This is a genomic window from Pseudomonas sp. B8(2017) (assembly GCF_002113575.1).
GTDB classification, from domain to species: Bacteria; Pseudomonadota; Gammaproteobacteria; order Pseudomonadales; family Pseudomonadaceae; genus Aquipseudomonas; species Aquipseudomonas putida_Z.
The window spans coordinates 68538-94418 of record NZ_NEIO01000016.1 but is presented as its reverse complement, the minus strand read 5'-3'; the positions used below and the strand labels follow the sequence as shown (position 1 = coordinate 94418).

Annotated in this window: 18 protein-coding genes; 6 read left to right on the top strand and 12 right to left on the bottom strand. The window is 62.2% G+C overall.

From position 1 onward, the window contains the following. Positions 1-42: 42 nt before the first annotated feature. Positions 43-960 carry a glutamate/aspartate ABC transporter substrate-binding protein gene (locus CAG22_RS20470; RefSeq protein WP_013973968.1) on the bottom strand — a complete coding sequence of 306 codons (918 nt, stop codon included), beginning with the start codon at positions 958-960 and terminating at the stop codon, positions 43-45. 318 nt (positions 961-1278) lie between these two features. Continuing rightward, positions 1279-5433: an NEL-type E3 ubiquitin ligase domain-containing protein gene (locus CAG22_RS20465; RefSeq protein ID WP_085692274.1), complete on the bottom strand. Its 4155-nt coding sequence runs from the start codon at positions 5431-5433 to the stop codon at positions 1279-1281. A 210-nt stretch (positions 5434-5643) separates the two neighbouring features. Here CAG22_RS20465 and CAG22_RS20460 point away from each other — a divergent pair, with 210 nt between their 5' ends. After that, entirely contained in the window at positions 5644-9963 is a 4320-nt protein-coding gene (locus CAG22_RS20460; RefSeq protein ID WP_085706046.1) for an NEL-type E3 ubiquitin ligase domain-containing protein, read from the top strand. Between the two features lie 74 nt (positions 9964-10037). On the opposite strand, the gene glpD is transcribed toward CAG22_RS20460, so the two are convergent. The 4 genes from glpD to CAG22_RS20435 all read right to left on the bottom strand — a co-directional run bounded on the left by glpD (position 10038) and on the right by CAG22_RS20435 (position 15299). Next, positions 10038-11570, bottom strand: coding sequence for a glycerol-3-phosphate dehydrogenase (gene glpD / locus CAG22_RS20455; RefSeq protein WP_025340395.1), 1533 nt, complete (start codon positions 11568-11570; stop codon positions 10038-10040). Between the two features lie 252 nt (positions 11571-11822). Further along, positions 11823-12578 (bottom strand): DNA-binding transcriptional repressor GlpR, encoded by a 756-nt coding sequence (glpR, locus tag CAG22_RS20450; RefSeq protein WP_046614760.1) that lies wholly within the window; start codon positions 12576-12578, stop codon positions 11823-11825. A gap of 318 nt (positions 12579-12896) precedes the next feature. Next, the gene (glpK, locus tag CAG22_RS20440; RefSeq protein ID WP_015271569.1) at positions 12897-14396 is read right to left on the bottom strand and encodes a glycerol kinase GlpK; all 1500 of its coding nucleotides are present in this window, start codon (positions 14394-14396) and stop codon (positions 12897-12899) included. Between the two features lie 51 nt (positions 14397-14447). Further along, positions 14448-15299 (bottom strand): MIP/aquaporin family protein, encoded by an 852-nt coding sequence (locus CAG22_RS20435; protein ID WP_075046148.1) that lies wholly within the window; start codon positions 15297-15299, stop codon positions 14448-14450. A gap of 303 nt (positions 15300-15602) precedes the next feature. Here CAG22_RS20435 and ybaK point away from each other — a divergent pair, with 303 nt between their 5' ends. Then, positions 15603-16073 carry a Cys-tRNA(Pro) deacylase gene (gene ybaK / locus CAG22_RS20430; RefSeq protein WP_085590236.1) on the top strand — a complete coding sequence of 157 codons (471 nt, stop codon included), beginning with the start codon at positions 15603-15605 and terminating at the stop codon, positions 16071-16073. 138 nt (positions 16074-16211) lie between these two features. Here ybaK and CAG22_RS20425 read toward each other — a convergent pair whose 3' ends face one another. Continuing rightward, complete coding sequence (locus CAG22_RS20425; RefSeq protein WP_025340392.1) at positions 16212-17321, bottom strand: ABC transporter ATP-binding protein; 1110 nt, start codon at positions 17319-17321, stop codon at positions 16212-16214. Beyond that, positions 17318-18238, bottom strand: coding sequence for an ornithine carbamoyltransferase (argF, locus tag CAG22_RS20420; RefSeq protein ID WP_013973960.1), 921 nt, complete (start codon positions 18236-18238; stop codon positions 17318-17320). Before argF ends, CAG22_RS20425 begins: the two co-directional genes overlap by 4 nt. Positions 18239-18635: 397 nt before the next feature. Between argF and CAG22_RS20415 the strand changes: the two genes are divergently transcribed. Beyond that, complete coding sequence (locus tag CAG22_RS20415) at positions 18636-20744, top strand: molybdopterin-dependent oxidoreductase (RefSeq protein WP_085706044.1); 2109 nt, start codon at positions 18636-18638, stop codon at positions 20742-20744. Positions 20745-20835: 91 nt separating this feature from the next. Further along, positions 20836-21171: a Grx4 family monothiol glutaredoxin gene (grxD, locus tag CAG22_RS20410; protein ID WP_003254949.1), complete on the top strand. Its 336-nt coding sequence runs from the start codon at positions 20836-20838 to the stop codon at positions 21169-21171. A 57-nt stretch (positions 21172-21228) separates the two neighbouring features. Here the strand turns inward: grxD and bfr are convergent, their stop codons facing one another. Continuing rightward, entirely contained in the window at positions 21229-21702 is a 474-nt protein-coding gene (bfr, locus tag CAG22_RS20405; RefSeq protein WP_003258014.1) for a bacterioferritin, read from the bottom strand. 201 nt (positions 21703-21903) lie between these two features. Beyond that, a complete protein-coding gene (locus CAG22_RS20400; RefSeq protein WP_003254947.1) occupies positions 21904-22122 on the bottom strand; it encodes a bacterioferritin-associated ferredoxin in 219 nt (72 codons plus the stop codon). A 224-nt stretch (positions 22123-22346) separates the two neighbouring features. Here CAG22_RS20400 and CAG22_RS20390 point away from each other — a divergent pair, with 224 nt between their 5' ends. Next, the gene (locus tag CAG22_RS20390) at positions 22347-22949 is read left to right on the top strand and encodes a peroxiredoxin (protein ID WP_003254945.1); all 603 of its coding nucleotides are present in this window, start codon (positions 22347-22349) and stop codon (positions 22947-22949) included. Positions 22950-23046: 97 nt separating this feature from the next. On the opposite strand, the gene rnt is transcribed toward CAG22_RS20390, so the two are convergent. Together rnt and pyrC are read right to left on the bottom strand one after the other, a co-directional pair. Then, positions 23047-23658: a ribonuclease T gene (rnt, locus tag CAG22_RS20385; protein WP_230388460.1), complete on the bottom strand. Its 612-nt coding sequence runs from the start codon at positions 23656-23658 to the stop codon at positions 23047-23049. A gap of 59 nt (positions 23659-23717) precedes the next feature. Continuing rightward, positions 23718-24764 carry a dihydroorotase gene (gene pyrC, locus CAG22_RS20380; RefSeq protein ID WP_015271562.1) on the bottom strand — a complete coding sequence of 349 codons (1047 nt, stop codon included), beginning with the start codon at positions 24762-24764 and terminating at the stop codon, positions 23718-23720. Between the two features lie 130 nt (positions 24765-24894). On the opposite strand from pyrC, the gene CAG22_RS20375 reads away from it, so the two are divergent. After that, a complete protein-coding gene (locus CAG22_RS20375; protein ID WP_085692270.1) occupies positions 24895-25854 on the top strand; it encodes an OmpA family protein in 960 nt (319 codons plus the stop codon). The last annotated feature ends 27 nt before the right edge of the window (positions 25855-25881 follow it).

Genomic DNA, 25881 nt, shown 5'->3' with positions numbered 1-25881 from the left:
GTATTGATTGGTGCTGTTGAGCACCAGGCCACTATCTGAGAGTCAGGACTTCTTCTCGTCCGCAGCCTTGTCGGTCGGCTCGGCGATCAGTTTCTTAAGCTCGTCGCTCATCGGGAACTGCAGGTTCAGGCCCTTTGGCGGGATTGGCTGCTGGAACCACTTGTCGTAGCTCTTGTTGACTTCGCCCGACTTGAAGTAGCCGACGATGGCGTCATCGACCGCTTTCTTGAAGGCCGCGTCATCCTTGCGCACCATGCAGCCGTAGATTTCGTACGACTGCGGGGTACCGGTGATGACCCAGTCCGACGGCTTGCGAGCCTTGGCCATTTCGCCGGCGAGCAGGGCGTCGTCCATCATGAAGGCCACGGCGCGGCCGCTTTCGAGCATATTGAAGGCTTCACCGTGGTCCTTGGCGGAAATCACGTTCATCTTCATCTGCTTGTCGGCGTTCATCGCCTTGAGGATGCGCTCGGAGGTGGTACCGGCGGTGGTCACCACGTTCTTGCCGGCCAGGTCCGGGAAGTCCTTGTATGCCGGCTGACCGTCCTTGACCTTGGTCAGCAGGCGGGTACCGACTTCGAAGATGCCGACCGAGAAGCCGACCTGCTGCTGGCGCTCGACGTTGTTGGTGGTGGAGCCGCACTCGAGGTCCACGGTGCCGTTCTGCACCAGCGGGATGCGGGTCTGGGAGGTGACGAGGTTGTAGCGGACCTTGATGTCCGTGCCCAGCTGCTTCTTCAGGGCGTCGACGACAGCCATCTGGATGTCATGCGAGTAGCCCACGGGCTCGGGCTTGCCGGCCAGGTAGGAAAACGGGATGGAGGAGTCGCGGTGGCCCAGGGTGATGGTGCCCGAATCCTTGATCTTCTTCAGGGTGCCGGTCAGTTCTTCGGCCATGGCCGGCGAAGCGATCACAGCGGCCGCGATGGCGGCGCCCAGCAATTGACGAACGATGCGCATCAAATTTTCCTCGACGTGTTTGTTTTTTTTATGGAGCCGTTGGCGGACTCTTCGTTCAACGAATACAGAAATAAACGATTGCATTCGGCTACCAAGTGTAGAGCATGAGTCGTGCCAAGCCCTGTGTTCGATGATAACGCCGCGAATTTGCTGGGAATCAATCTTTTTTGACCATTGTATGACGGTGAGTTTCGTGCGCATTTCCGAACGAATTGTTTTCGGTCATTCGGAAATCCGAACGCATATCTCGTCACACGCTGCCGCTACCAACCCGGTCAGGCCACGGTCCAGGCAGCCTGACCGGGCAGCGTTCGAGGATCAGCGCTGAAGCGGGCGGTCCACGTCAGCCAACCTGGCACGTGCCCACGCCTCGGCCGTCAAACGGCGAATCAAGGTTGATTCTTCTGCCGCCAGTTCGTGCATCAGTGATCTGGCGCGTTCTTCGTAGTCGCCTTCCTGGCCCGCCGTGGCCTGCGCTTCGAGCGCTTCCATCCGATCGTGGTAAGGCCCGGCCATCGCCTCGAAACGCTCCGCATAGGCTTCACGCAGGTAGGTTTGCCAATAGGGGCGGGCGGCGAGCGCATCCAGCATGGGTAACGATTCGTAGGTGCCCAGCACTTCCAGTTGCGCATCGTTCAGGTCTGCGGACGTCACATGCGCGTACGAAGCGAAATGCATTTCATCGGGCGGTACTGGCAGGTCGAGGGCGTCTGCAAGGCGCAAGCGATAGAACAGGCGGACTTCGATTTCATCCGTCCTGCGCCCTGCCTGGCGCAAGCGCTGGACATGGCGATTGGCAATGGCATCCAGCAGGTCGAGGCGATGCAACTGCTCCCCCAGGTGCAGCAAGCTTGTTTCTCTCATTGCAGCAGGTACGCCTTCGACGCCCTGATAAGCCATGACGCCGACTTCCATCTGGTTGAGCATCAGCAGCAGGCGGTCATCGCAGCTGCGTGGTCCATCGGCCTCGCGAAACAACTGTTCACGCAGCGCTTCGTTGTTTTCGCAGGCTTCCAGGATATGCCAGGCGCGCCGACGATAATGGCGAGGATTGTCCTGGAAGTCCTCGCTTTGGGCGAAGTCGGCCAGGAACCGGAACATGCCTGCCGAACCAGGCTCCTCTATCAGGCGGTCCCAGGCTGCCTCGCGTTGAGCGCGGAGCAGCTCGTTCCTGGACGCTATCCAATTGGCGCGGGTGTCCTCGTCGATCACCCCATGTGTGTAGCTGGCGCTGCCCCTGCCACCGGCATCGGTGACGCCGCGCGCTTCGTCGAGGTACTCGATACTGCTTTCGCTCAAGGGGTTGTCGTGCAGGTTGAGACGCTGCAGACGCAGGCGCAGCCCGCGCATTTCCCGCTGTAGCTCGCTGATCCTGTTGTCGCGCAGATCGACATGGGCGCGCATCGTTATCAACTGGTGAATCTGGCTGATGTCTGCCTGGCCCGTGGCGCGCAGCTGCAGGTCACGCACATGCGGCAACGCCGACAGGTCAGGCAAACCATTGAGCGGGTTGTAGCTCAGTATCAGCGTATCGAGGCGCTGCAGTTGGGCCAGGCGGTTGCTTGCCGTCTGGTCCAGGGTGATCCGGTTGTTGCCAAGGTTCACGCGTCGGAGCTGGGTAAGGCTTTCGATACCCTCGGGCACCTGGGTCAGCCGGTTGCCGCTGAGGTCCAGATCGACGATGTTGGGAAAACGCCTTAGGAATTGGGCATCGATGTGTTCCAGATGCATGTCGCGCAATGTCAGCCGGCGCACATGCCCGTATTCGATGCCTGCTGGCAACGCTGGCAGTGTCGGTACGGACTCACCGTCTATGAACAACTCGTACTGGTCGTTGCCATCCACCAGCTTGCGCCGCCAGCTGCGGCGGAGGGCATCGACGATACGGCGGCGGCGGATGGCGTCGACCGGCGACTGCCAGTCGGCCTGCCAGGCCCGTAGCGTCTCGCGTAGTTCGCCAAGCTGGCGTTGCAGCATCTGATAATGGCTCCACAGGTTTTCGCCTCGCTGACGCACGGCGTTCAGGTAGGCGTCCAGTTGCAGTTCGCTCAGTGTCGGGAAGATCTGATGGATGCCTTGGCGAATGGCCTGCCTGCTGCTTTCGCCGCCACCGCTGAGTGGGTATCCAAGTCTTCCATCGGCAAAGCGCCTGGGCGGCCGCAGATTGGCACCGATCCGGGGTAGCCCAAGGATTTCCGCCGTGCGTTGCCGATCCTGCACCGCGGCCACAAGGAGTTGCTGACGGAGCTGCCTGGCCTGCAAATTGCGGTTTCCAAGCTTGGTTTTCTGCTGCTCGTCAAAGGTGCGCAGTACCGTTTCGAGCAAGGTACCGCTGGCCAGGTGATTCGCGTCATTGGCCAGCCTGTAGCCGTCTGGTTGTCGCACGATGATCGACACCTGGCTGTTCTGCGTATCTGGGCTTGCATACAACAGGCGACCTTTCCGGTGACCCTCACGCAGTTCCACACGCAATGCGGCCGGCCAGGGTGCTTGGCGCTCGATCAGCCCCATCGCCAGTTTTTCGCTGTCGGCTGTACCCAGCGCCGCCAGGCGCATGCCAAGGCAAGCCCGGTCGATACGGCTGTCCCGCTCATACCAGCGGGCACGTTCCGCCATGCCCAACGGCACACGCCCGGTTGCCTGAAGTTTTTCCAGCTGTGAGGAGCTGCTGTGCTCGATGACTTCCTGGGCCCCCCTCGGTGAGAGGTACCTGAAGGCATTCATCAGTGTTTTCTGCTCATCGGAAACGGCCTGGCGACGGGCGAGCAATTGCTCTTCGAAGGCCAAGCCGCGTAGCCCCGGGTGGTCGGTATGCAATGCGATACGTTCGTGGATGTCGAGCAGCCGCGCTGGCGGTGAGGCGTGTTCCTGGCACAGTTGGCGTAATTGCTCCGTGGAAAAACCGGTGACATCCAGCAGCATGCTGGCGCTCGACTCCTGAAGTTCACCCAGGTGGTTGCCTTGCAACCCCTGCAGCAGTACCGACGCGTTTTCCTCGGATGGGAAGTAGTGAGGAGAGCGAGCCAGTTTGATTTTGCCTTCAGGTAGCGGCCTTGGGGCCAACCCGTCGACAAAAGGTACACGCCGTATTGCCTTTATCGCGCCTGCGCTGGCGCCGGCTAAAACCAGGCCCTGGGCCACGGTGAACAGGTGATCCAGAGCCCCTTGGCGATCACCCAGTTGCCAGTCCTGATAGCCTTCGTAGACCTCGTCCAACATTTGCGCAGCGCTCAGCACCAGCATCAGGTCGCCTACGACGGGTACGACGAATGCAACCAGCCCCAGCAGGTCCAGCCCTGCGCCGAGCATGGCCTGCAAGCGCTTGTGCCTGCTTAGACGGTCTTCCTGATCGGTCGCTACGGCCAGGTAGGCGGCATCGTCGAAGATCCTGGTGATCAGCAACGCCTGCACGTGGGCGAACACATCACCGCTCACGGCAAGGTTGCGCCCGTCTAGTTCCGGGGTGTGCTCCTTTGGCGATGCAGCCAGGGCCCGCGAGAGCGCCTGGTCGAACTCGCTCCTGTCCTGCGCCTTGACGAAACGCCGCAGAAAGGTCTGGAACGACCGGTGTTCGAGGCGCCTGGCAAGGTCGTCGTAGAGCTCGCGCCACGAGTCGTAGAAACGCAGGCTTCGGTCAGGGTCATCAGGGATCCAGACGATAATCTCATCGAGGGCGGAATCTGGCAGCGGTCGCCATTCGAGCGCGATGATGCCGACCATGCACTTGCCCAGCAGATACAGTTGGCGCGGGATCAGGCTGCCTTTGCCATGCACCGGCTGGGCAGGGGTCGCAAGCACGGGAAGCAACCGCAGCAGATCCTGCTCATCCAGTTGGCCCTTGAGCCTGCCTTCATGAAGCGCGGCTCGCATGCGCGAACGAATACCGAGCTGAAACTGCTGTTCCACCTTGATTCGCGCCTGATCCGCTGGTTGGCCTCGGCCTGCTCTGGGTTTGAGGATGCGGTTCAGAAGGGCTTGGTATCGTCCGCCGATGTCCAACGTGCGGCACAGGCTGGCAAAGCGCTCGAACGTCATCGCCAGGCGCCTGCCCTTTTCGTCTACCAGATACGCCTTGCGCTGCCACCAAGGCTGGGTTTCGTGTGCTTCGAAGTTGTGTAGCGCGGCGGCTAGCAGGCTCTGTCGTGTGGTGTAGGTGATGGTGGGTTGGTAGAGTTTTTCTGCAGCAGAGGGCAACTGAAACGCTTCGCTGATGACCACGTATGCAGACCGAGGGTCGATCTCGCCAAGCCCTTCTGCAAGCAAGGCGCCTTCGAGCAGAGGGACGGCGAACTGTTCAATATCCGGTATCGAGGCAAGCAGATGCTTGAGGCTGTCGGCTGCCTGCTGCTGTTCGCTCAAGGCCTCGCGAAAGGCTTCACGGTGCTGTGTGTCCGCGCGGGTCAACCAGTCAGGAAGCTGCTGCGCGATCAGATGGTCGATGGAGTCGGACGGGATACTTTCGATGGGCGGCACGTGGTGATCTCCAGGGCTGAAAAAGCCACCAGAGCATCACGCTGGGAACCTGGCTTGGCGGTAGATAGTGCTGCGCTGAGCTGCCTGTGGTGCCGCCAGGGGCGTTGACGGCCAGCCGGGAAATCAAGGTTCGAACCATGAGCATTATCTAGTGCCCATACCCGGTGCGCAGGTGTTGAGGTGGCCGCCCATTGCCGCTGGAGACACCACATGACATCCGTTGAATTCCCCCCTGACTCGATCGATACGCTGATTGCCCGCCAGTTGCCCGATTGGCTCACGCATGCCCCAGCCGACCGACGGAGCACTTTCCTGAAGGCCTTGCGCAAACAGGAACAGACCACCCGTAACCTGGGCGAGGTGCTACACAAGATTCCATCGCTGGAAGCGTTTGCCCGGCAACTGCTTACCGCTGGCCTGCAGCAAGCCGGGGTCAGCAATGAGCAGGCGTGGCGTTGGCAGGTGTTCCAGCAGGAATCGAAGTTCCAGCCATCCGTGCAGCCGGGGATACGCAAGGCATACCCTGTCAGTTGGTCTACACGCAATTTGTTGACCGCCGCGCTGCACAACTATCACGTCAACGAGACAAAGGCTGACTCCCTGCGAAAAGCCTATTTCCTGGACGGGAATGGCAGCAGGCTGCCATTGAACTTCGAGGCGTTCGCGAAGCTGTGCCGGCAACTGGATGTGGGTGGAAGATATCAGGCCAAGCTCGATACCTACCTGAAGCCGAGTGATCCACAAGGCGCCGCGCCAGGTCAGGCCGAGCGCGAGGTACACAAACTGTTCGAAGACAATCAGCGCGCGCATTTTCAGGTCGCTGTGTACATGGCTTTGTTCAAGGGCGCGCTGGACGAACGCAGCTATCTGCAACTGTTGCCATTGTTGGCTGAAACCCCGGTGGTGCCGGCATTGCCCCAGGTGACCACGGCGCGGCAGCTCTATCTGCTGGGGAAATGCATCCGCGGTGTAGTGGCCCTTGAGGTGGCACAGGCAGGCGGCGATGGTATCGAGGGGGTCATTGCCTGGATTCCCGGCGATCCGATCACCCCTGTCGCTCGGTTTGCAACCTGGCAAGCCCTTTACGCCGCACTGGCCGTTCGTTTGCAGAGCCCGGGCTACCGTGCATTCTTCGCTCGGTTTGTCAGTGAGCGGGACAGAGGCCGTTTCTTTACCCTGTTGACCGAGCGCCTGGTGAAGAGGGCGGGTTCGGCTATCGAACTCGATGGTCGCCACCTGGCTGTCAGTGAACCGTTGTACGTACACCTGCGACGCTTGCAGATCGGCAAGATCTACGACGATGCCCGCCTGCTTGCCGTGCCCACGGGCGATGAAGACCAGCAGGCGCGCAACGAGCGGTTCAACGCCTATGCATCGCTGGGGTTGGACCTGCTCAACCTGGCGGGCCTGTTCGTGCCGGTGCTTGGGGAGGCATTGCTGGCGGTGGCTGCGGTGCAAGTGGCTTCTGAAGTCTATGAGGGCTACCAGGACTGGCGCATCGGGGACCGCGAGGGCGCGCTGGACCACCTTTTTGGTGTGGCGGAAAACGTCGCCGCCGGCCTGCTCCTTGCCAAGGGCGGCGCGGCAGTGATCCAGGGCTTGAAGCGGGTCGCCTTCGTCGATGGCCTCGTACCGTTATCTGATGGCCTGGGCAAGGTAAGGCTGTGTTCGCCAAGTCTCGAAGGATATGGCGTGGATGCTGCCGAGGCGAAATTGGCCGACGCTTCCGATTACCGTCTGCTGCGCAGTGAAGAGTCGGCCTTTCAGGTCTGGGACGATCCGCAGGAAGGGATACCGCGTCTTCGTCACCCGGACCGCGCCGAGGCATTTGCGCCGTGGGTGGAGGACAACGGCGGTGGTTGGCATCATGCGCTCGAGCAGCCTCAGCGTTGGCAGGGCGCTGCTCGCCTGATGCGGCGCCTGGCGGCGAGCCTGGCAGAAGTGCCTGATGAAACGGCGCACCAGCTGTTGCAGATCACCGGCCTGAAGCTGGAGCAGCTTCGCCGGCTGCGTGTGGAGAATGCTCCGGCTCCGAGCCGTATGCTGGACGCCTTCGAGTTCCATCAATTGCATGAGCAGATGCCATTGTTACGGGGGGCAGCGCTTGATCGCGTCTTCACCGAGCGCCAACCCAAGCCCAGTGCCGAGGCAGCTGCCGTGCTTGTGCGTGACTTCCCCACGTTGTCTGCGCATGCGTTGGACGAGTTGCTTGGCCAGGCTTCTGGTGTGCAACTCGATAACTTGGCCCAAGGTCGGCGAGTACCGCTGGCGCTGGCGGAACGTGCGCGCTGGCTACTGCATGACAGTCGTCTCGATCGGGCCTGCGCCGGCGTGCGCCTGCTGCGCGCGGCCAATGCAGACAGCGAGGCCTTGGCGTTGGGGCTCGTATCGGAAGCCGCCCCGTGGCCGGAATCGGTTCGCGTGGAGCTGCGTGAGGCGCAGCTAAACGGCCGGCTCTTGATGGCTTTCGGCGCGGAGCAAGCTGCTGACGTGCGTTGCATCGTCAGAGGCGAGCAGGGATACCATCTTGCTGACGCTGCCAGCCAGAATCTGGAGCTTTCACAAGTGCTGCTGCGCCTGCTCGAGGACGATCAGAAAGGGTTGCTCGGCGGTATCGAAGGGGAGCAGGGCCTGCGTGATTCCCTGGCTACCCTGGCCGCTGCCGACCGTGAACGGGCCGCGCGGCTGATCGGCTTGGCGCCGGTCGGGCAGGGGCTGCGCCCGGTGCACAGATTTGCCGACGGGCGCATCGGGTACCCTCTCAGTGGCCGTGCCGAAAGCAGCCGGCAGGCAATCAGAAGCGGCATTCACCAGGTATTCCCGACGTTGACCGATGGGCAGATGGACGCTTACCTTGCGGAGCTCATGCAACACTCGACAGGGTTATGGGAACACTTCAGCCAGCTCCAGCAGCAGCTTTCCCGGTTGCGGGAGGCGTTGCATGGCTGGTGCGCCGAGGCTCCAGGCGTACTTGAGAATGCCAGGCGACGCCGAGTGGCCCGGCAGGTACGGCGAAGCTGGCGGCGGAAAATAACCAATCACGCCGGCGAATATGTTCTGACAATCGACGGAGAGCGGCTTGGCTCCCTGCCGGTGTTGCCCGCTGGGCTGGATTTCGGACACGTCAGCAGGCTGGTGCTGCGCAACATGAACCTGAGCGAAGTCGGTGCAGACTTCCTGTCACGTTTCGGTAACCTGATCGAGTTGGACCTCGCTGGCAATCGCCTCGAGCAAGTGCCTGTCGGGCTCGAGCGACTGTCGCGTCTGCTGCGTTTGAACCTTTCCGGCAACCGTATCGTGATGAATGTCGCCAGTGAACGGCGCCTGGCCAGCCTGGGGCGGCTGGCGATGCTGGACCTGAGCCACAACCCGTTGGGGCGCGCGCCTGTGCTGACCGGCTTGCACCAACTTACTGATGTTCGGCTGCGCGACGCAGGCCTGGAGACGACGCCCGCGGACGTGATCCTGCGTGGGCATGTGGACTTGAGGGAAAACCGTATTCGCCAGTTGCGCCAGGAACTGAACGGCTTGGGCGAGCGATTGCAGTCGTTCAGCCTGCATGACAACCCGCTCGATGCCCAGGGCGAGGCCGCGCTTGATCGGGCTGCCGGTGTTGACCGCGCCGGCAGCAGGGGTGGTGGCTCGTTCCGCCATCGTGCTGTTGACCAGGCTGTCCGCGATGCCTGGGTCGGCAAAGACGGTGTATTGAAAGCGCCCAGGGCCGCATTGTGGGAGTCGTTACATCAGGAGCCCGATGCGCAAGGGCTGTTCCAGTTCCTTGCGGACTTCCTCGACAGCGACGATTTTCATGAACATCCCGGTTATTTCCGTAAACGCATCTGGCGCATCCTTCAGGCATGCGAGCAACATGAACAGCTGCGGTTGCGGGTGTTTGCCGAGGCCTCGTCCCCCCGCACCTGCGAAGACCAGATGCTGTTGATTCTGGAGCAACTGGAGTTGAGCTTGCTGGCGGAGCGGGTGAGCAGCCGTGTTCCACCAGCGGAACTGGAAGGAGGGCTGGTTCGTCTGGGGCGGCAACTGGCTCGCCTGGATGCCGTCGACCGGTTCGCCGTCGCGCATATCAGGCAGTTGCGCAGAGGGGATGCGTCGATCGTGGACGATATCGAAACGAGGCTTTTTTTCAGGCTGCGCCTGCGGCAGCCGCTGGACCTGCCAATCGTGCCGGACACGATGCACTTCGAAGAATTCGCGAGAGTCACCGAGCAGGAGCTGCGCAGTGTTCAGAGTAGTGTGCTGGAAATGGAAAACCGAGAGGACCTGATCGTCTCGCTCGCCCAGCGCCCGTTCTGGGAGGTGCATGTGCGCCAGCGTTACCCGGATCGTTTCGATACGCTGCGGCAGCGCTTCGACCTGCGCCTGGAACAGATCGAGGCGGACCTGACCGCGCAGCGCATCGATGAATGGACCCACGTACAACGCGGCAGAACGGTCATGAGTGATTATCAGGTTGCCGAACGTGACTTGATCAGCACTCTGGCCAGGGAAGCCTATGACCGGTTGAACCTGTGACTGCAGCGGTTACGCACCCGGTGCGCACTCACGGACGGCTTGCTCGCCGTTCCGTGGGTGCGGGCAGGCCACGGTCACGCCGCTTGGGTGCGCGCCTGCTGCTCTCGTTGCAGATAGTCTGCAAGCGCCTGTTGCTCACCCGTGCTGGTGAACAGGCCCAGCTTGGTGCGACGCCAGAGAATGTCTTCAGCGCTGCATGCCCATTCGTTGTGTGCAAGGTAGTCCACCTCCCGGCCGAACAACCCGCCGCCAATTGCCTGGCCCAGGTCTTCCGGCCCTTGCACGCCATCCAGCAACTGCCAAACACGGCTGCCATAGGTCAGCACCCAGCGCCTGGCGATATCGACCGGCAACCAGCCACAACGCGCCAGCACCGCATCGACCAGAGCCTGCACCGTGGTCATCTGCTCACCACCTGGTAGCGGCGCGCCAGCTGTCCAGCTGCCGCGCATCTGTGGGAAGTGCGGCTTGAGCTCGGCCATGGCCGACTCGGCCAGTTTGCGGTAGGTGGTCAGCTTGCCACCGAATACCGACAGCAACGGCGCTTGCCCTTCACTGGCGGACAGCGCCAGGGTGTAGTCGCGGGTGACCGCGGACGGATTGTCCGATTCGTCGTTGCACAGTGGGCGCACGCCGGAATAGGTGTGCACGATGTCGCTGCGGCTGATCTGGTGGTTGAAATGGGCGTTGACCACCTTGAGCAGATAATCGGTTTCCTGCTCGGTGATCGCGACTTTGGCGGGGTCGCCGCTGTATTCGCGATCGGTGGTGCCGATCAGCGTGAAGCGCTCCAGATACGGGATGCAGAAGACGATGCGCTGGTCCTCGTTCTGCAGGATGTAGGCATGTTCGCCTTCGTACATGCGCGGCACGATGATGTGGCTGCCCTGGATCAGGCGGATGCCGTAGGGGGCATCAAGTTTGAGGTCGTCCTTGATGAAGCTGGCCACCCACGGCCCGGCGGCATTGACCAGGGCACGGGCGCGAATGGTCTGCAGGCGGCCGTCAGCGTGCTGCAACTCCACCTGCCACAGGCCATCCACACGCTCCGCACGCAGGCAGCGGGTACGGGTATGGATATGGGCACCCTTTTCCCGTGCGGCCATCGCATTCAGCACTACCAGGCGGGCATCGTCCACCGCGCAGTCGGCATATTCGAAGCCACGGCTGATTGCAGGCTTGAGCGGGTAGCCCGGGCCGAAGCGCAGGCTGCGCGAAGCACCCAGGCGCTTGCGCTTGCCGAGGTGATCGTAGAGGAACAGGCCGGCGCGAATCATCCAGGCCGGGCGCAAGTGCGGGCGGTGCGGCAGCACGAAGCGCATCGGCTTGACGATGTGCGGGGCTTTGGCCAGCAGCACTTCGCGCTCGGCCAGGGCTTCACGCACCAGGCGGAACTCGTAGTGCTCCAGGTAGCGCAGGCCGCCGTGGATCAGTTTGCTGCTGGCCGACGAGGTGTGCTGGGCCAGGTCGTCCTTTTCGCAGAGGAATACCTTGAGGCCACGCCCGGCGGCGTCGGCAGCAATGCCCACGCCATTGATGCCGCCGCCGATCACGGCGAGGTCATAGCAGTCGGCGACTGGGGGCTGGGACGAAACGGGCTGGGACACGGGCAAGGCCTCCTGGGGCTGTTCACATCGAATATGAACATTGATGTTCGTTTTCGAAAATACTAGCGCAACAGAAAGCTGGTCGCCAGTCAGTCTTTATAGAAAAAACTGATCAGATGACAATGAAATGAACATTTACGAAAGTTTTGGATGATCGGTTTGAAAGGTACCGCGCCTGTAAGATTGAGCGCGGCGCGGGCGACGCTCGATCTCACAGGCGCGACAAACCTTGCGGCATGCGCCTGTCAGCCCTCAAACCACCTCAAGCCGGATCTTGTACTGGTTCAGCAGCTGGGTGAGGGCGGGGGTTGGCGCCTGGTCGGTCACCAGGCAGTCGACCAGGCTGATCGAGCCCATACGCACCATGGCGTTGCGCCCGAACTTGCTGGAGTCGGCGGCAAGGATCACTTGACGGGCATTGGCGATGATCGCCTGTGACACCCGCACTTCCTGATAGTCGAAATCGAGCAGGCTGCCGTCTTCGTCGATGCCGCTGATGCCCACCAGGGCGAAGTCGACCTTGAACTGGTTGATGAAGTCGACACTGGCCTGGCCGACAACGCCGCCATCACGGCGGACCGTGCCACCTGCCACCAGCACTTCGAAATCGTCCTTGGCGGCAAGGATCGCGGCCACGTGCAGGTTGTTGGTGATGACTTTCAGGTGGTTGTGGTTGAGCAGCGCCCGGGCGATGGATTCGGTGGTAGTGCCGATATTGATGAACAGCGAGGCATGATCGGGAATCTGCCGGGCCACGGCTTCGGCGATGCGTTGCTTTTCGTCACGCATCTGGTCGGCGCGCATGGCGTAGGCGGTGTTCTCGATGCTCGAGTCGTAGGCTGCGCCCCCGTGGTAGCGGCGTAGCAGATTGAGCTCGGCCAGCTGGTTGATATCACGGCGGATGGTTTGTGGTGTGACGACGAACAGCTGCGCCATTTCTTCGATACTGACGTAACCGCGTTCGCGCACCAGTTCGAGGATTTGTTGTTGGCGAGGGGGCAGATTCATGGGCGGTCCTTTGGGGCTGCCGGACAAATGCTGCAATGATGCCGTAGGACGCGGACTACGACCAGTAGACTATCGGGCCTGCTGTTTCACGCGGTCCCCTGCTGCGGCACCCCGTCGTCCCCCAATACCGGTCAGTTAAGCAAATTGGGGCCGCTTTGCGGCCCTTGGCGGGCTTGCCCGCTCCCACAGGTTTAGCGCGAGGCTCAGAAAATGCTCGATTCCTGTGGGAGCGGGCAAGCCCGCGAAGGGCTGCAAAGCAGCCCCAATCAAGCCGGCAAACTAAACCCACAGGATTTGGGCAAGCTATCGCGCCAGGGATCAGGCCTCGTGATCTTCCCAGTCACGGGTACGGTCGACTGCCTTCTTCCAGCCGGCATACAGCTTCTCTTTCTGCGTTTCATCCAGCTGCGGGCTGAACTCGCGCTCGATGATCGCCTTGTCGCGCAGTTCGTCCAGGCCGCTCCAGAAACCACAGGCCAGGCCTGCCAGGTAGGCCGCACCCAGCGCGGTGGTTTCGCGCATCTTCGGCCGCTCCACGCAGGTGCCGAGGATGTCAGCCTGGAACTGCATGAGGAAGTTGTTGGCCACCGCACCGCCGTCCACGCGCAACTCGGACAGGCGCTGGCCGCAGTCCTGCTGCATGGCGTCGAGCACGTCGCGGGTCTGGTAGGCGATCGATTCCAGAGCGGCGCGGATGATGTGGTCTACCTTCACGCCACGGGTCAGGCCGAACAGTGCACCACGGGCATATGGGTCCCAGTACGGGGCACCCAGACCGGTGAAGGCTGGCACCAGGTACACGCCGTTGCTGTCCTTGACCTTGCTGGCGAAGTATTCGGTATCCAGTGCGTCGTTGACGATCTTCAGTTCGTCACGCAGCCACTGCACGGTGGAACCACCATTGAACACCGCGCCCTCCAGCGCATAGGCCACTTCGCCTCGCGGGCCGCAGGCGATGGTGGTGAGCAGGCCATGGGACGACTTCACCGCCTGGTCGCCGGTGTTCATCAGCAGGAAGCAGCCGGTGCCATAGGTGTTCTTGGCCTGGCCCGGCTCCACGCACATCTGGCCGAACAGCGCCGACTGCTGGTCGCCGGCGATACCGGCAATGGCGATGCCGCTCTTGGTGTGGCCATAGACCTCGGAGGAAGGGCGTACCTCGGGCAGCATCTGCCGTGGGATGCCGAGGATTTCCAGGAGCTTGTCGTCCCACTGCAGGCTGTGGATGTTGAACATCAGCGTGCGCGAGGCGTTGGTGTAGTCGGTGACATGCACCTTGCCGCCGGAGAACTTCCAGATCAGCCAGGTATCGATGGTGCCGAACAGCAGTTCGCCGCGCTCGGCGCGTTCACGGGCGCCCTCGACATTGTCGAGGATCCACTTCAGCTTGGTGCCGGAGAAGTACGGGTCGGTGACCAGGCCGGTGGTTTCGCGAATGTAGTCTTCATGGCCGTCGCGCTTGAGCTGGGCGCAGATCTCGGTGCTGCGGCGGCACTGCCAGACGATGGCGTTGTACACCGGGCGGCCGGTTTCCTTGTCCCATACCACGGTGGTTTCACGCTGGTTGGTGATACCCAGTGCGGCGACCTGAGCGTGGCTGATGCCCGCCTGGGCCAGGGCCTCGACCATGGTCGCGCTCTGCGTGGCGAAGATTTCCATCGGGTCGTGCTCGACCCAGCCCGCCTGCGGGTAGTGCTGGGCGAATTCGCGCTGGGAGGTACCCACCACATTGGCGTCGCGGTCGAAAATGATGGCCCGCGAACTGGTGGTGCCCTGGTCCAGGGCGATGATGTAGTTCTTATCCTGGGTGTCTGTCATGGTCGTAGGCCTTGCGAAAATAGGGGTTCAGGGCTGGGCGTGATGCCGGCGTCAATTGACTTGAGTATCGCCCTGGCGATTGTCATTTGTCTCAGGGTTCACGGCGGCTGCCATTGGCAGGTTGCGGGCGATCAGGCCGCGATAGGTCGCGGCGCCCAGGCAGGCGCCAAGGATCGGTGCGAACACCGGAACCAGGAAATAAGGCATGTCCCGACCGCCAGTGAAGGCGATTTCGCCCCAACCGGCCAGGAAGGTCATGAGTTTGGGTCCGAAATCGCGGGCCGGGTTCATGGCAAAGCCGGTCAACGGGCCCATGGCGCTGCCGATCACGGCGATCAGCAGGCCGATCAGCAGCGGAGCCATGGCGCCGCGCGGCAGGCCATTGTTGTCGTCGGTCAGGGCCATGATCACGGCCATCAGGATGGCGGTGATGATCACTTCGACCAGGAACGCCTGGCCGGTGGACAGCGATGGGTGCGGATAGGTGGAGAACACCGAGGCCAGTTCCAGGCTGGCTTCGCTACCGCGCAACATGGCGTGGGTTTGTTCGAAATCGAAGAACAGGTTGCTGTACAAGGTGTAGACCAACGCTGCGCCACAGAATGCGCCGCATACCTGGGCCAGCATGTAGAAGGGCAGCTTGCGCTTGTCGAAACCGGCGAACAGGGTGAGGGCGATGCTCACCGCAGGGTTCAGGTGCGCGCCGGAAACACCGGCGGTGAGGTAGATCGCCATGCTGACGCCCACGCCCCAGATGATACTGATTTCCCAAAGGCCGAAGCTGGCGCCCGCGACCTTGAGCGCGGCGACGCAGCCGGTACCGAAGAAGATGAGCAGAGCAGTGCCGAGGAACTCGGCCAGGCATTGGCTTGACAGCGCGGGTTGGCGTAGAGCAGTCGTCATGTATGACCTCGTTTTTTTTGTTGTGAGGCGCGTGGCGCTCGACAGCAACGCCCGGAGTCTATCCCCGTTGACCCCAGGCAGATGTAGGAAACGCACCTTAAAAGTGCATCATTTATTCAGAAACGAAAAAATATAGACAAGAAACGCTGATGTCAAAGGTCGAAAGTGAACGGCTGGTCACGATCTGGATGCTGGTTTCAGGTGCGGATCCGCGTACTAGAGGCGCGCAGTTGCGGTTCGCTGGCTGCGGTGTGGGAATTGTCCTAAAGTAGCCGCCGAGCTGTCCCCGACCGGAGCCCCCGCATGACCCCCGCCCTAGACCTGTTGAAGAAACACCGTGCCGAGCATCGTGTGCACAGTTACGAACATGACCCCAAATCGGCGTCATATGGCCTGGAGGCGGCGGAAAAGCTCGGTCTCGACCCACAGCAGGTGTTCAAGACCTTGCTGGCGAGCAGTGAGAAGGGTGAATTGCTGGTGGCGGTGGTGCCTGTGGTGGGTACGCTCGACCTCAAGGCCCTGGCCCATGCTGCCGGGGTGAAAAAGTGCGAGATGGCCGACCCGGCGGTTGCGCAACGGGCCACGGGGTACCTGGTGGGCGGGATCAGCCCGCTGGGGCAGAAGAAGCGCCTGCGCACCTTCATCGATGACTCGGCGCAGAACTTTGCAACCATCCATGTCAGCGCCGGGCGGCGTGGCTTGGAAGTGGAATTGGCGGCCGTGGTGCTGGCTGAGTACACCCAGGGCAAGTTTGCCGGGATTGGTAGAGGCTGAGAATCTTGGGGGCTGCTTTGCAGCCCATCGCCGGCAAGCCAGCTCCCACAGGTACAGCGTTGCCTTCAGGGCATGTGGTGATTCTGTGGGAGCTGGCTTGCCGGCGAAAGGGCCGCAGAGCGGCCCCAGAATGTCGAATCAGGTCGCCGAACTGTATCGGCGAACGCCGTTCTCCTGCCGCGGCAACTGCGCCGCAACGCTGCCCGGAACCGGGAACAGCACCAGGTGATCGGCCTTGACCGCAATCCCCACATCCTCACCGACCTGATGGTCGTTATGGCTAGGGAAGATCGCCTCCAGCTGGCTGCCGGTCGGCAACTGCAGGCGGTACAGGGTCGATGCCCCAAGGAAGCTCTTGCCGACGATGTTCGCCTGCAGCGCGCTGCCCGGTGCGTGGACGATATCGTCAGGGCGCAGCAGCACATCCACAGAGCTGCCCGGCGCCATGATGTAGGCACGGTTGCCGCGCAGTTCACCCAGCTCGGTATTGACCGCTTCGTGGCTGATCATCTGCCCACGGATGAAATATCCCTGGCCAATGAAGCTGGCCACGAACGGCGTCTGCGGCTCGTGGTAAAGGTTGTAGGGCGTGTCCCACTGTTCCAGGCGGCCTTCCTTGAACACGCCAACCTGGTCGCTGACGGCAAAGGCCTCTTCCTGGTCATGGGTCACCAGGATGGCGCTGGTGCCACGGCTCTTGAGAATGTCGCGAACCTCATGGCTCAGGCGCCGGCGCAGCTCCACGTCAAGGTTGGAGAATGGCTCGTCTAGCAGCAGCAGTTGCGGCTCCGGTGCCAGCGCCCGGGCCAGGGCGACCCGTTGCTGTTGGCCGCCGGACAATTCATGCGGGTAGCGCCCGCCCAGGCCGCCCAGCTTGACCAGCTCGAGCATCTCTTCGATGACCTCGGCCTGGCGCGGGTGCTTGGCGATGCCGAAGGCAATGTTCTGTGCCACGGTCAGGTGCGGGAACAGCGCGTAATCCTGGAACACCATGCCGATGCGGCGTTTTTCCGGGGCCAGGGTGAAGCCAGCCCGGGAAATGACCTCGCCAGCCAGCTGGATCTCGCCGTCGTGCACGGGTTCGAAACCGGCGATGGCGCGCAGGGTGGTGGTCTTGCCGCAACCGGATGAACCCAGCAGGCAACCGATGTCGCCTGCGTTCAGGTGCAGATTGAGGTTCTGGACGATGCGCTGGTCGCCATAGCCGCAGGCGAGGTTGCGCAGGTTGAGCAGTAGGGGTTGACTCATGCGTGGTGGTAAGCCGGTTCTACAAGGAATTCGAGAAGGGCCTTCTGTGCATGCAGGCGGTTTTCAGCCTGGTCCCAGGCGACCGAACGTGGGTCGTCGAGCAGGTCATGGCTGATTTCCTCACCACGGTGGGCTGGCAGGCAGTGCATGAACAGGGCGTCGGGTGCCGCCAGGTCGAGCAGTTCGCGGGTGACCTGGTAAGGCGCGAAATGCGCCAGGCGCCGTGCAGTTTCCTCCTCCTGGCCCATGGAAGTCCAGACATCCGTGGTCACCAGATGGGCGCCGCGCACGGCTTCCTTCGGATCGCGCACGATCTGCACGTGGTCACCACCAATGGCCATGAAGCGCGGGTCCGGCTCGTAGCCTTCCGGGCAGGCGATGCGCAGCTGGAAGTCGAACTGCCTGGCTGCCTCGATGTACGAGTTGCACATGTTGAAGCCATCGCCGATCCAGGCCACGGTCTTGCCCTGGATCGAGCCGCGGTGTTCGAGGAAGGTCTGCATGTCGGCCAGCAGCTGGCACGGATGCGACTCGTCGGACAGCGCGTTGATCACCGGCACACGCGAGTTGGCGGCGAATTCGGTCAGGGTGCTGTGGGCGTGGGTACGGATCATCACCACGTCGAGCATGCTCGACAGCACGATGGCACTGTCGCCGATCGGCTCGCCACGGCCCAGCTGGGTGTCGCGCGGGGACAGGAAGATGGCCTGGCCGCCGAGCTGGATCATGCCGGCCTCGAACGACACGCGGGTACGGGTCGAGGACTTCTCGAAGATCATGCCCAGCACGCGGTTCTTCAGCGGCTCGAACAGCACGCCTCGCTTGCGCAGGTCCTTCAGCTCGATGCCGCGGCGGATCACCCCGAGCAATTCGTCGGTGGTGAAGTCCAGCAGGGAGAGAAAGTGCCTAGCGCTCATGATTGACTACCTTATCTGCAACGGTATGCAGGTCGACCGTATGGTTTTTTTTGACAACGGGAGTGACCTGCGGCGTAAGCCGCACGGGGGCGGACGAAATAGGGAAAGGCGCAATACTATAAGTAAATGTCGCCTGAAGCCAAGAGGGGAAACAGCTGCCCAGTACCAAAGGGTGTTGCAAAGGGTGTCTTTACCCGACGGACAGTGCTGTTTTTTATTTGCTACAGAGGGTTGTACACGGCTTGCCGGCAATTTGGCAAATGGCTGTCGCAAATCGTGTGCCTGATGTCGGTGGATTCACGCCGCGAAGCGCGCTGGTCGGCGGCGGGGGCTGGGCGCATAGTCGATGTTCGACAACCCTCTACACATCCTCCACGACAACAAGGCAGAGGCGGCCATGACCAAGACCCTGCATCACCGTGCCTGTCACCTGTGCGAAGCGATCTGTGGGCTGAACATCGAAGTCAGCCATGACGACGACGGGCGGGCGCTGATCAGTTCGATCAAGGGCGACCCCCAGGACCCGTTCAGCCGCGGCCATGTCTGCCCAAAGGCCGTGGCCCTGCAGGACATCCAGAACGACCCCGACCGCCTGCGCCAACCGCACAAGCGGGTGGGCGAGCACTGGCATGCCATCGGCTGGGACGAGGCCTTTGCCCTGGCCGCCGACAGGCTGTGGGCGATCCAGCAGGCCCATGGGCGCAATGCCGTGGCGGTGTACCAAGGCAACCCGAGCGTGCACAACTACGGCCTGATGACCCACAGCAACTACTTCCTGGGCCTGCTGAAAACCCGCAACCGCTTCTCTGCCACCTCGGTGGACCAGTTGCCGCAGCACCTGGTCAGCCACCTGATGTACGGCCATGGCCTGCTGCTGCCGATCCCGGACATCGACCAGACCGGTTTCATGCTGATCCTCGGCGGCAACCCGCTGGCCTCCAACGGCAGCATCATGACCGTGCCGGACGTGGAAAAGCGCCTGAAAGCGCTGCAGGCCCGGGGTGGGCGCCTGGTGGTGGTGGACCCGCGGCGCAGCGAAACGGCGGCGATGGCCGACAGTCACCTGTTCATTCGCCCTGGAGGGGATGCGGCCTTGTTGTGCGGCTTGCTCAACACCCTGTTCGCTGAAGGCCTGGCGCGCGGCTCGCACTTGCCGGTCGCGGGTCTGCAGCAGGTGCGCGAAGCGATCGCGCCGTTCAGCGCGGAGGCCATGAGTGCGCACTGTGGCATTGCCGCTACAGACATCCGCCAGCTGGCACGGGACTTCGCCGCGGCCGACAAGGCGGTGTGCTACGGCCGCATGGGGGTTTCGACCCAAGCCTACGGCACCCTTTGCCACTGGTTGGTGCAACTGATCAACCTGGTGACCGGCAACCTTGACCGTGAAGGCGGCGCGTTGTGCACCGAGCCTGCCGTCGACCTGGTGGCGACCACCTCGGGTGGCCATTTCAACGCCTGGCAGAGCCGGGTGTCGGGCTTGCCCGAGTACGGCGGCGAACTGCCCGTGGCGGCCTTGGCCGAGGAAATGCTGACACCCGGCGAAGGGCAGGTGCGCGCGCTGGTGACGGTGGCCGGCAACCCCGTGCTGTCCACGCCCAACGGGCGCCAGCTGGATTTGGCGCTGGAGGGGCTGGAGTTCATGCTCAGCATCGACCTGTACATCAACGAAACCACCCGCCATGCCGACCTGATCCTGCCCTCCACCTCGGCGCTGGAAAACGACCATTACGACACAACGTTCAACTTGCTGGCCGTGCGCAACGTGACCCGCTTCAATCGGGCGATCCTGGTCAAGCCCGAAGGGGCATTGCATGACTGGGAGATTTTCGTCGGGCTGGCACAAGCGTTCGCCAAGCGCGCCGAGCTGGAATTGAAGCCGACCTGGGCGCCAGCGCAGATGATCGACCTGGCCCTGCGCAAGGGGCGCTATGGTGAAGCGACACCCTGGCAGTTGTCGCTGGCAGCGCTGGACGAGCACCCGCATGGCCTCGACCTGGGGCCATTGCGCGCCAACCTCGCAGCGCGCCTGACGACTGCCAGCAAGGCTGTCGAAGCGGCGCCCCAGGTGCTGCTGGACGACCTGGGGCGGTTGGCACAACAAGCCCCTCCGACGCCGGGAGAACTGCTGCTGATCGGCCGTCGCCATGTACGCAGCAACAATTCGTGGATGCACAATTTTCATCGGCTGGTGAAAGGCAAACCGCGACATCAGTTGTTGATGCACCCGCAGGACCTGCAGCAGCGGCAGCTGCAGGACGGCCAGCGGGTTCGTATCCGGTCGCGTACCGGGGAGCTTGAAGTCGAGGTGCAGGCCTGCGAGGACATGATGCCGGGCGTGGTGAGCCTGCCTCATGGCTTCGGTCACTCTCGTCGGGGCGTGCACATGCAGACCGCCCAGGCGCAACCTGGCGTGAGCGCCAACGACCTCACCGATGAGCGCCTGCGTGATCAGGTTTCCGGCAATGCCGCCCTCAATGGCGTACCCGTGCAGGTAGAGGCCGCGTAAGGAACGGTAAGGCCGAGCATGCTGCTCGGCTTTCCGTTACAATGCGTCACCGTGCCGACGACCGCGTCGGAAAGTTCAGCCGAGGTGCTACATGGATATCATCGAAACGATCAAAGAGCAGATTGCCAACAACACCATTCTGCTTTACATGAAAGGCTCGCCGAATGCCCCGCAGTGTGGCTTCTCTGCGCGTGCATCGCAGGCCGTGATGGGTTGTGGCGAGAAGTTCGCCTACGTCGACATCCTGCAGAACCCGGAAATCCGTGCGAACCTGCCAAAGTACGCCAACTGGCCGACCTTCCCGCAACTGTGGGTAGCCGGTGAGCTGGTCGGCGGCAGCGACATCATGCTGGAAATGTTCGAGAAGGGTGAGCTGCAGACCCTGATCAAGGAAGCGGCTGCGAAGGCCAAGGCTTCCGAGGCCTGAATTTCCGGCAAGCATGAAAAAACCCGCTGATCGCGGGTTTTTTCATGGGGCGAATATTTATTCTTCGCCCATCTGCGACTGCAGGTAGTTCTCGATACCAATCTTGTCGATCAGCCCCAGCTGGGTTTCCAGCCAATCGATGTGTTCTTCCTCGGACTCGAGGATGTCTTCGAGCATGTCACGCGAGCCGAAGTCGCCAGCGGTTTCGCAATGGGCGATGGCTGCTTTCAGGTCGACCAGGCCTTTCTGTTCGATCTTCAGGTCGCACTCGAGCATTTCCTTGGTGTGCTCGCCAATCAGCAGCTTGCCCAGGTCCTGGACGTTGGGGATGCCTTCGAGGAAGAGAATACGCTTGATCAGTTTGTCAGCGTGCTTCATCTCGTCGATGGATTCCTTGTACTCGTGCTTGCCGAGTTTGTTCAGGCCCCAATCTTCGTACATGCGTGCGTGCAGGAAGTACTGGTTGATCGCGACCAGCTCGTTTCCGAGGATCTTGTTGAGATGCTGGATGACGCTTACGTCGCCTTTCATTTCGGGTTCCTGCCCTGTAGAAGTGTGCCAATACAGTGAAGTTTGAGCCCGATACTTAGGAGTGTCAAACCTAAGTTCTTGAATAATAAGTGAAAATTAATGGAAATAAGAATGTTTGTGAACCGCGTTGGAGCGCTAACTTATTGAATTGCGGGCATAAAAAAACCGGACGCAAGGTCCGGTTCTTCGAATTCTGGGTTTTCAGGCCGCGGTAAATTCCACGGGGTAGGGCAGGGCTGCCTGGCTGACCTGGAGTTCGGTCAGGGTCTCGCGGACCACCTGCTTGGCCACGCAGGCACATTTGCCACACTGGCTGGCGACATTGGTCGCGGCTCGCACTTCCTTGTAGCTGCAGCATCCTTCATAGATCGCATCGCGGATCTGTCCGTCGGTAACGCCGACACAAAGACACACATACATAAAGGCTGACCATCGTTGGTGGGCTCGATGGGGTGGAGCTTAATGTTAATGAGAATGCTTGTCAAAGGAGTTTCTGAAAGGGCCGTGGTTGAGCGACCGGCGGTTGCTTCGTCGTTGGAGTCGGCCTGTCACCAGAAGCCGTGTATGATGGTCGGCCTTTGTTGGATGTCGGGCAAGCCCGTCTGGCCCGGCAAACGGTTTTTCACCCTCATCAGGAGATTACAATGAGCGTACTCGTTGGTAAGAAAGCCCCCGATTTCACCGTTCCGGCCGTGCTGGGCAATGGCGAGATCGTCGACAGCTTCAACCTGGCTTCGGCCATCAAGGGCAAGTACGGCCTGGTGTTCTTCTACCCGCTGGACTTCACCTTCGTCTGCCCGTCCGAGCTGATCGCCCTGGACAACCGCATCCCTGACTTCCAGGCGCGCAACGTGGAAGTGATCGGCGTGTCGATCGACTCGCACTTCACCCACAACGCCTGGCGTAACACCCCGGTCAACAACGGCGGTATCGGCCAGGTCAAATACACCCTGGCTGCCGACATGACCCACGAAATCTGCAAGGCCTACGACGTCGAGTCCGAAGGCGGCGTGGCCTTCCGTGGTGCCTTCCTGATCGACACCAACGGTGTTGTCCGTTCGCAGATCGTCAACGACCTGCCATTGGGCCGCAACATGGACGAGCTGCTGCGCCTGGTCGACGCCCTGCAGTTCCACGAAGAGCACGGCGAAGTCTGCCCTGCCAACTGGAAAAAAGGCGACAAAGGCATGAACGCTTCGCCGGAAGGCGTTGCTGCCTACCTGAGCGAGAACGCTGGCAAGCTGTAATTGCCAAGCGCATGAAAAAACCGGCCCTTGTGGCCGGTTTTTTTGTGCCGTCCTGTGCCGGCCTCTTCGCGGGCTTGCCCGCGAATGCTTTTTCAACTCAATCGTTGAAATCGCGCCAGCCGCCCATCTCTTTCCAGCGGTTGACGATGCCGCAGAACAGCTCGGCCGTCTTCTCGGTGTCATAACGCGCCGAATGCGCCTCACGCCCGTCGAAGTCGATGTCGGCGCTCTGGCAGGCCCGCGCCAGTACGGTCTGGCCATAAGCCAGGCCCGCCAGGGTAGCGGTGTCGAAGCTGGAGAACGGGTGGAACGGGTTGCGCTTCAGGTCATTGCGCGTTACCGCTGCATTGAGGAAGCCCAGGTCGAAGCTGCTGTTGTGGCCGACCAGGATCGCCCGCTTGCAGCCATTGGCCTTGAGCGCCTTGCGTACGCCGCGGAAGATGTCGGTCAGCGCACTTTCCTCGCTGACCGCCATGCGCAGCGGGTGGTCCAGCTTGATCCCGGTGAACTCCAGCGCGGCCGCCTCGATGTTGGCGCCCTCGAATGGCTCCACCCGGTGGAAGTAGGTGTGCTCGGGGAACAGAAAGCCCTTTTCGTCCATGCCGATGGTGACAGCGGCAATTTCCAGCAGGGCATCGGTAGCGCTGTTGAAGCCGCCGGTTTCAACATCTACCACTACCGGCAGATAGCCGCGAAAGCGCTCGGCCATCGGGTGGCGCGAGCCGCTGCTGCCTTGGGTGTCCAGGTCGTCTTCGTAGAGGTCTTCGCTCACGCGTTTTCCTCCAGCAGGCGCCAGCGCAGTTTTTCGCCGGCGCGCAGCGGGACCACGGTCTGCTCGCCAAACGGCAGGCTGTCCGGGGCGGTCCATTCCTCGCGGACCAGGGTAATGGTGTCGGTGTTCGCCGGCAGACCATAGAACGCCGGGCCGTGCAGGCTGGCGAAGCCTTCCAGCTTGTCCAGCGCGTTACGCTGCTCGAATGCTTCGGCGTACATCTCGATTGCCGCGTAGGCGGTGTAGCAACCGGCACAACCGCAGGCGGCTTCCTTGGCATGACGGGCGTGCGGGGCCGAGTCGGTACCCAGGAAGAACTTCGGGTTGCCGCTGGTGGCCGCGTCCAGCAGCGCCACCTGGTGGGTGTTGCGCTTGAGGATCGGCAGGCAGTAGAAGTGCGGGCGAATGCCGCCAACCAGCATGTGGTTGCGGTTGTACAGCAGGTGCTGCGCGGTGATGGTCGCGCCGACGTTGGCCGGGGCCTCGGTGACGAACTGCGCGGCATCGCTGGTGGTGATGTGCTCGAACACCACCTTCAGCGTCGGGAAGCGCTCGACCACACGGCGCATGTGCTCGTCGATGAAGCGCTTCTCGCGGTCGAACACGTCGATCTCGCTGCGGGTCACTTCGCCATGCACCAGTAGCGGCATGCCAACTTCCGCCAGCGCCTCGATGGCCGGGAAGATGTTGTCGATGCTGGTCACGCCCGAGTCGGAGTTGGTGGTGGCGCCGGCAGGGTACAGCTTGGCGGCGTACACGAAACCGCTGGCCTTGGCCGCGCGGATGTCCTCGGGGCTGGTGCGGTCGGTGAGGTACAGCACCATCAGCGGCTCGAAGCGGCTGCCAGCCGGGCGGGCGGCCAGGATGCGCTCACGGTAGGCGCCGGCCTCGACGGCATTGCGTACCGGCGGAACCAGGTTGGGCATGATGATGGCACGGGCGAAAGTACGCGCCACGTCGCCAACGGTGTGGGGCAGGACGGCACCATCGCGCAGATGGATGTGCCAGTCGTCGGGACGCAGGAGGGTCAGGCGATCGGACATTGGGGATTCCAGGCGGGTCGAACTCAAGCCCCAATGCTACCGGAAAACCCTGGGTGGAGCACGGCTATCAAGTTTTCCGGCAGGCGTCCGATAGCCTGCAGGTAAGCCGTCAGAATTTGTGGAGCCGCCCGTGCGCCAGCGTTACCTAGCCCTGTTGACCCTGTTCGCCAGCCTGCCGGCCGGCGCGCTGACCTTCCAGACGCGCATGGAGAACATCGCCTGGAAGGTCGAGGGTGACCAGTTCGAGTGCCGGCTGATCCAGCCGATCGACGGCTTCGGCAGCGGCGAGTTCGTGCGCCGCGCGGGCGAGCAGCCGGTGTTCCAGCTGCGTTCGGACAGCAATGTACTGGGTGCGGGCACGGCGACCTTGCTGGCAGCCGCTGCGCCGTGGCAACCCGGGCGCAGCGACATCAACCTGGGCAGCGTGCGCATGGCCCGCACCGGGGTGCTGTTCAGTTCGTCCCAGGGCCAGGCCAGCCGCCTGATCAACGGCCTGCTCGATGGGCGCAGCACGGTGGTACGCAATTACGCCGGCGAGGCGGGCAGGCCGATGGAAGTGCGTGTACTACCGGTCAGCTTCGCCAAGGCCTACAGCGACTATCAGGCCTGTGCCGGCAAGCTGCTGCCGATGAATTACGACCAGGTGCGCCAGACCCAGGTGGGCTTCCCCGGGGGCGGCTTCGAGCTGGATGGTGCGGCCAAGGCGCGGCTGGACGTGATCCTCGACTACATGAAGGCCGACCCGACGGTGAACCATGTCGAGCTCAACGGCCACTCCGACAACAGTGGCAACCGCCTGACCAATCGCGACATGTCGCGCCGCCGGGCACTGGCGGTGGCCGACTACCTCAAGGCCCATGGCGTTCCGGAAGAGCAGATTACCGTGCGTTTCCACGGCGAGCGTTACCCATTGGCGAAGAACACCAATGCTGCCAACCGGGCACGTAATCGTCGGGTGAATATTGAACTGGATCGGGTGACGGTGGTTGAAAAACCGGTGGAGAAGCCGGTTGAGCAGGCGGCGCCTGCTGCTCCGACGCCAGCGCCAGCCAGTCCGGCTGCTGCCGCGCCGGGGGCGAAGGCGCCCTGAGATCGGGTTGGTTGCCGGGTACATGGC

What these genes read in the sequence shown, in the direction of transcription:
- CAG22_RS20470 (WP_013973968.1), bottom strand. Translation starts at nt 960, where the DNA reads ATGCGCATCGTTCGTCAATTGCTGGGCGCCGCCATCGCGGCCGCTGTG.
- CAG22_RS20460 (WP_085706046.1), top strand. Translation starts at nt 5,644, where the DNA reads ATGACATCCGTTGAATTCCCCCCTGACTCGATCGATACGCTGATTGCC.
- glpR (WP_046614760.1), bottom strand. Translation starts at nt 12,578, where the DNA reads ATGAATCTGCCCCCTCGCCAACAACAAATCCTCGAACTGGTGCGCGAA.
- glpK (WP_015271569.1), bottom strand. Translation starts at nt 14,396, where the DNA reads ATGACAGACACCCAGGATAAGAACTACATCATCGCCCTGGACCAGGGC.
- CAG22_RS20435 (WP_075046148.1), bottom strand. Translation starts at nt 15,299, where the DNA reads ATGACGACTGCTCTACGCCAACCCGCGCTGTCAAGCCAATGCCTGGCC.
- ybaK (WP_085590236.1), top strand. Translation starts at nt 15,603, where the DNA reads ATGACCCCCGCCCTAGACCTGTTGAAGAAACACCGTGCCGAGCATCGT.
- CAG22_RS20425 (WP_025340392.1), bottom strand. Translation starts at nt 17,321, where the DNA reads ATGAGTCAACCCCTACTGCTCAACCTGCGCAACCTCGCCTGCGGCTAT.
- argF (WP_013973960.1), bottom strand. Translation starts at nt 18,238, where the DNA reads ATGAGCGCTAGGCACTTTCTCTCCCTGCTGGACTTCACCACCGACGAA.
- CAG22_RS20415 (WP_085706044.1), top strand. Translation starts at nt 18,636, where the DNA reads ATGACCAAGACCCTGCATCACCGTGCCTGTCACCTGTGCGAAGCGATC.
- grxD (WP_003254949.1), top strand. Translation starts at nt 20,836, where the DNA reads ATGGATATCATCGAAACGATCAAAGAGCAGATTGCCAACAACACCATT.
- bfr (WP_003258014.1), bottom strand. Translation starts at nt 21,702, where the DNA reads ATGAAAGGCGACGTAAGCGTCATCCAGCATCTCAACAAGATCCTCGGA.
- CAG22_RS20400 (WP_003254947.1), bottom strand. Translation starts at nt 22,122, where the DNA reads ATGTATGTGTGTCTTTGTGTCGGCGTTACCGACGGACAGATCCGCGAT.
- CAG22_RS20390 (WP_003254945.1), top strand. Translation starts at nt 22,347, where the DNA reads ATGAGCGTACTCGTTGGTAAGAAAGCCCCCGATTTCACCGTTCCGGCC.
- rnt (WP_230388460.1), bottom strand. Translation starts at nt 23,658, where the DNA reads ATGGCCGAGCGCTTTCGCGGCTATCTGCCGGTAGTGGTAGATGTTGAA.
- pyrC (WP_015271562.1), bottom strand. Translation starts at nt 24,764, where the DNA reads ATGTCCGATCGCCTGACCCTCCTGCGTCCCGACGACTGGCACATCCAT.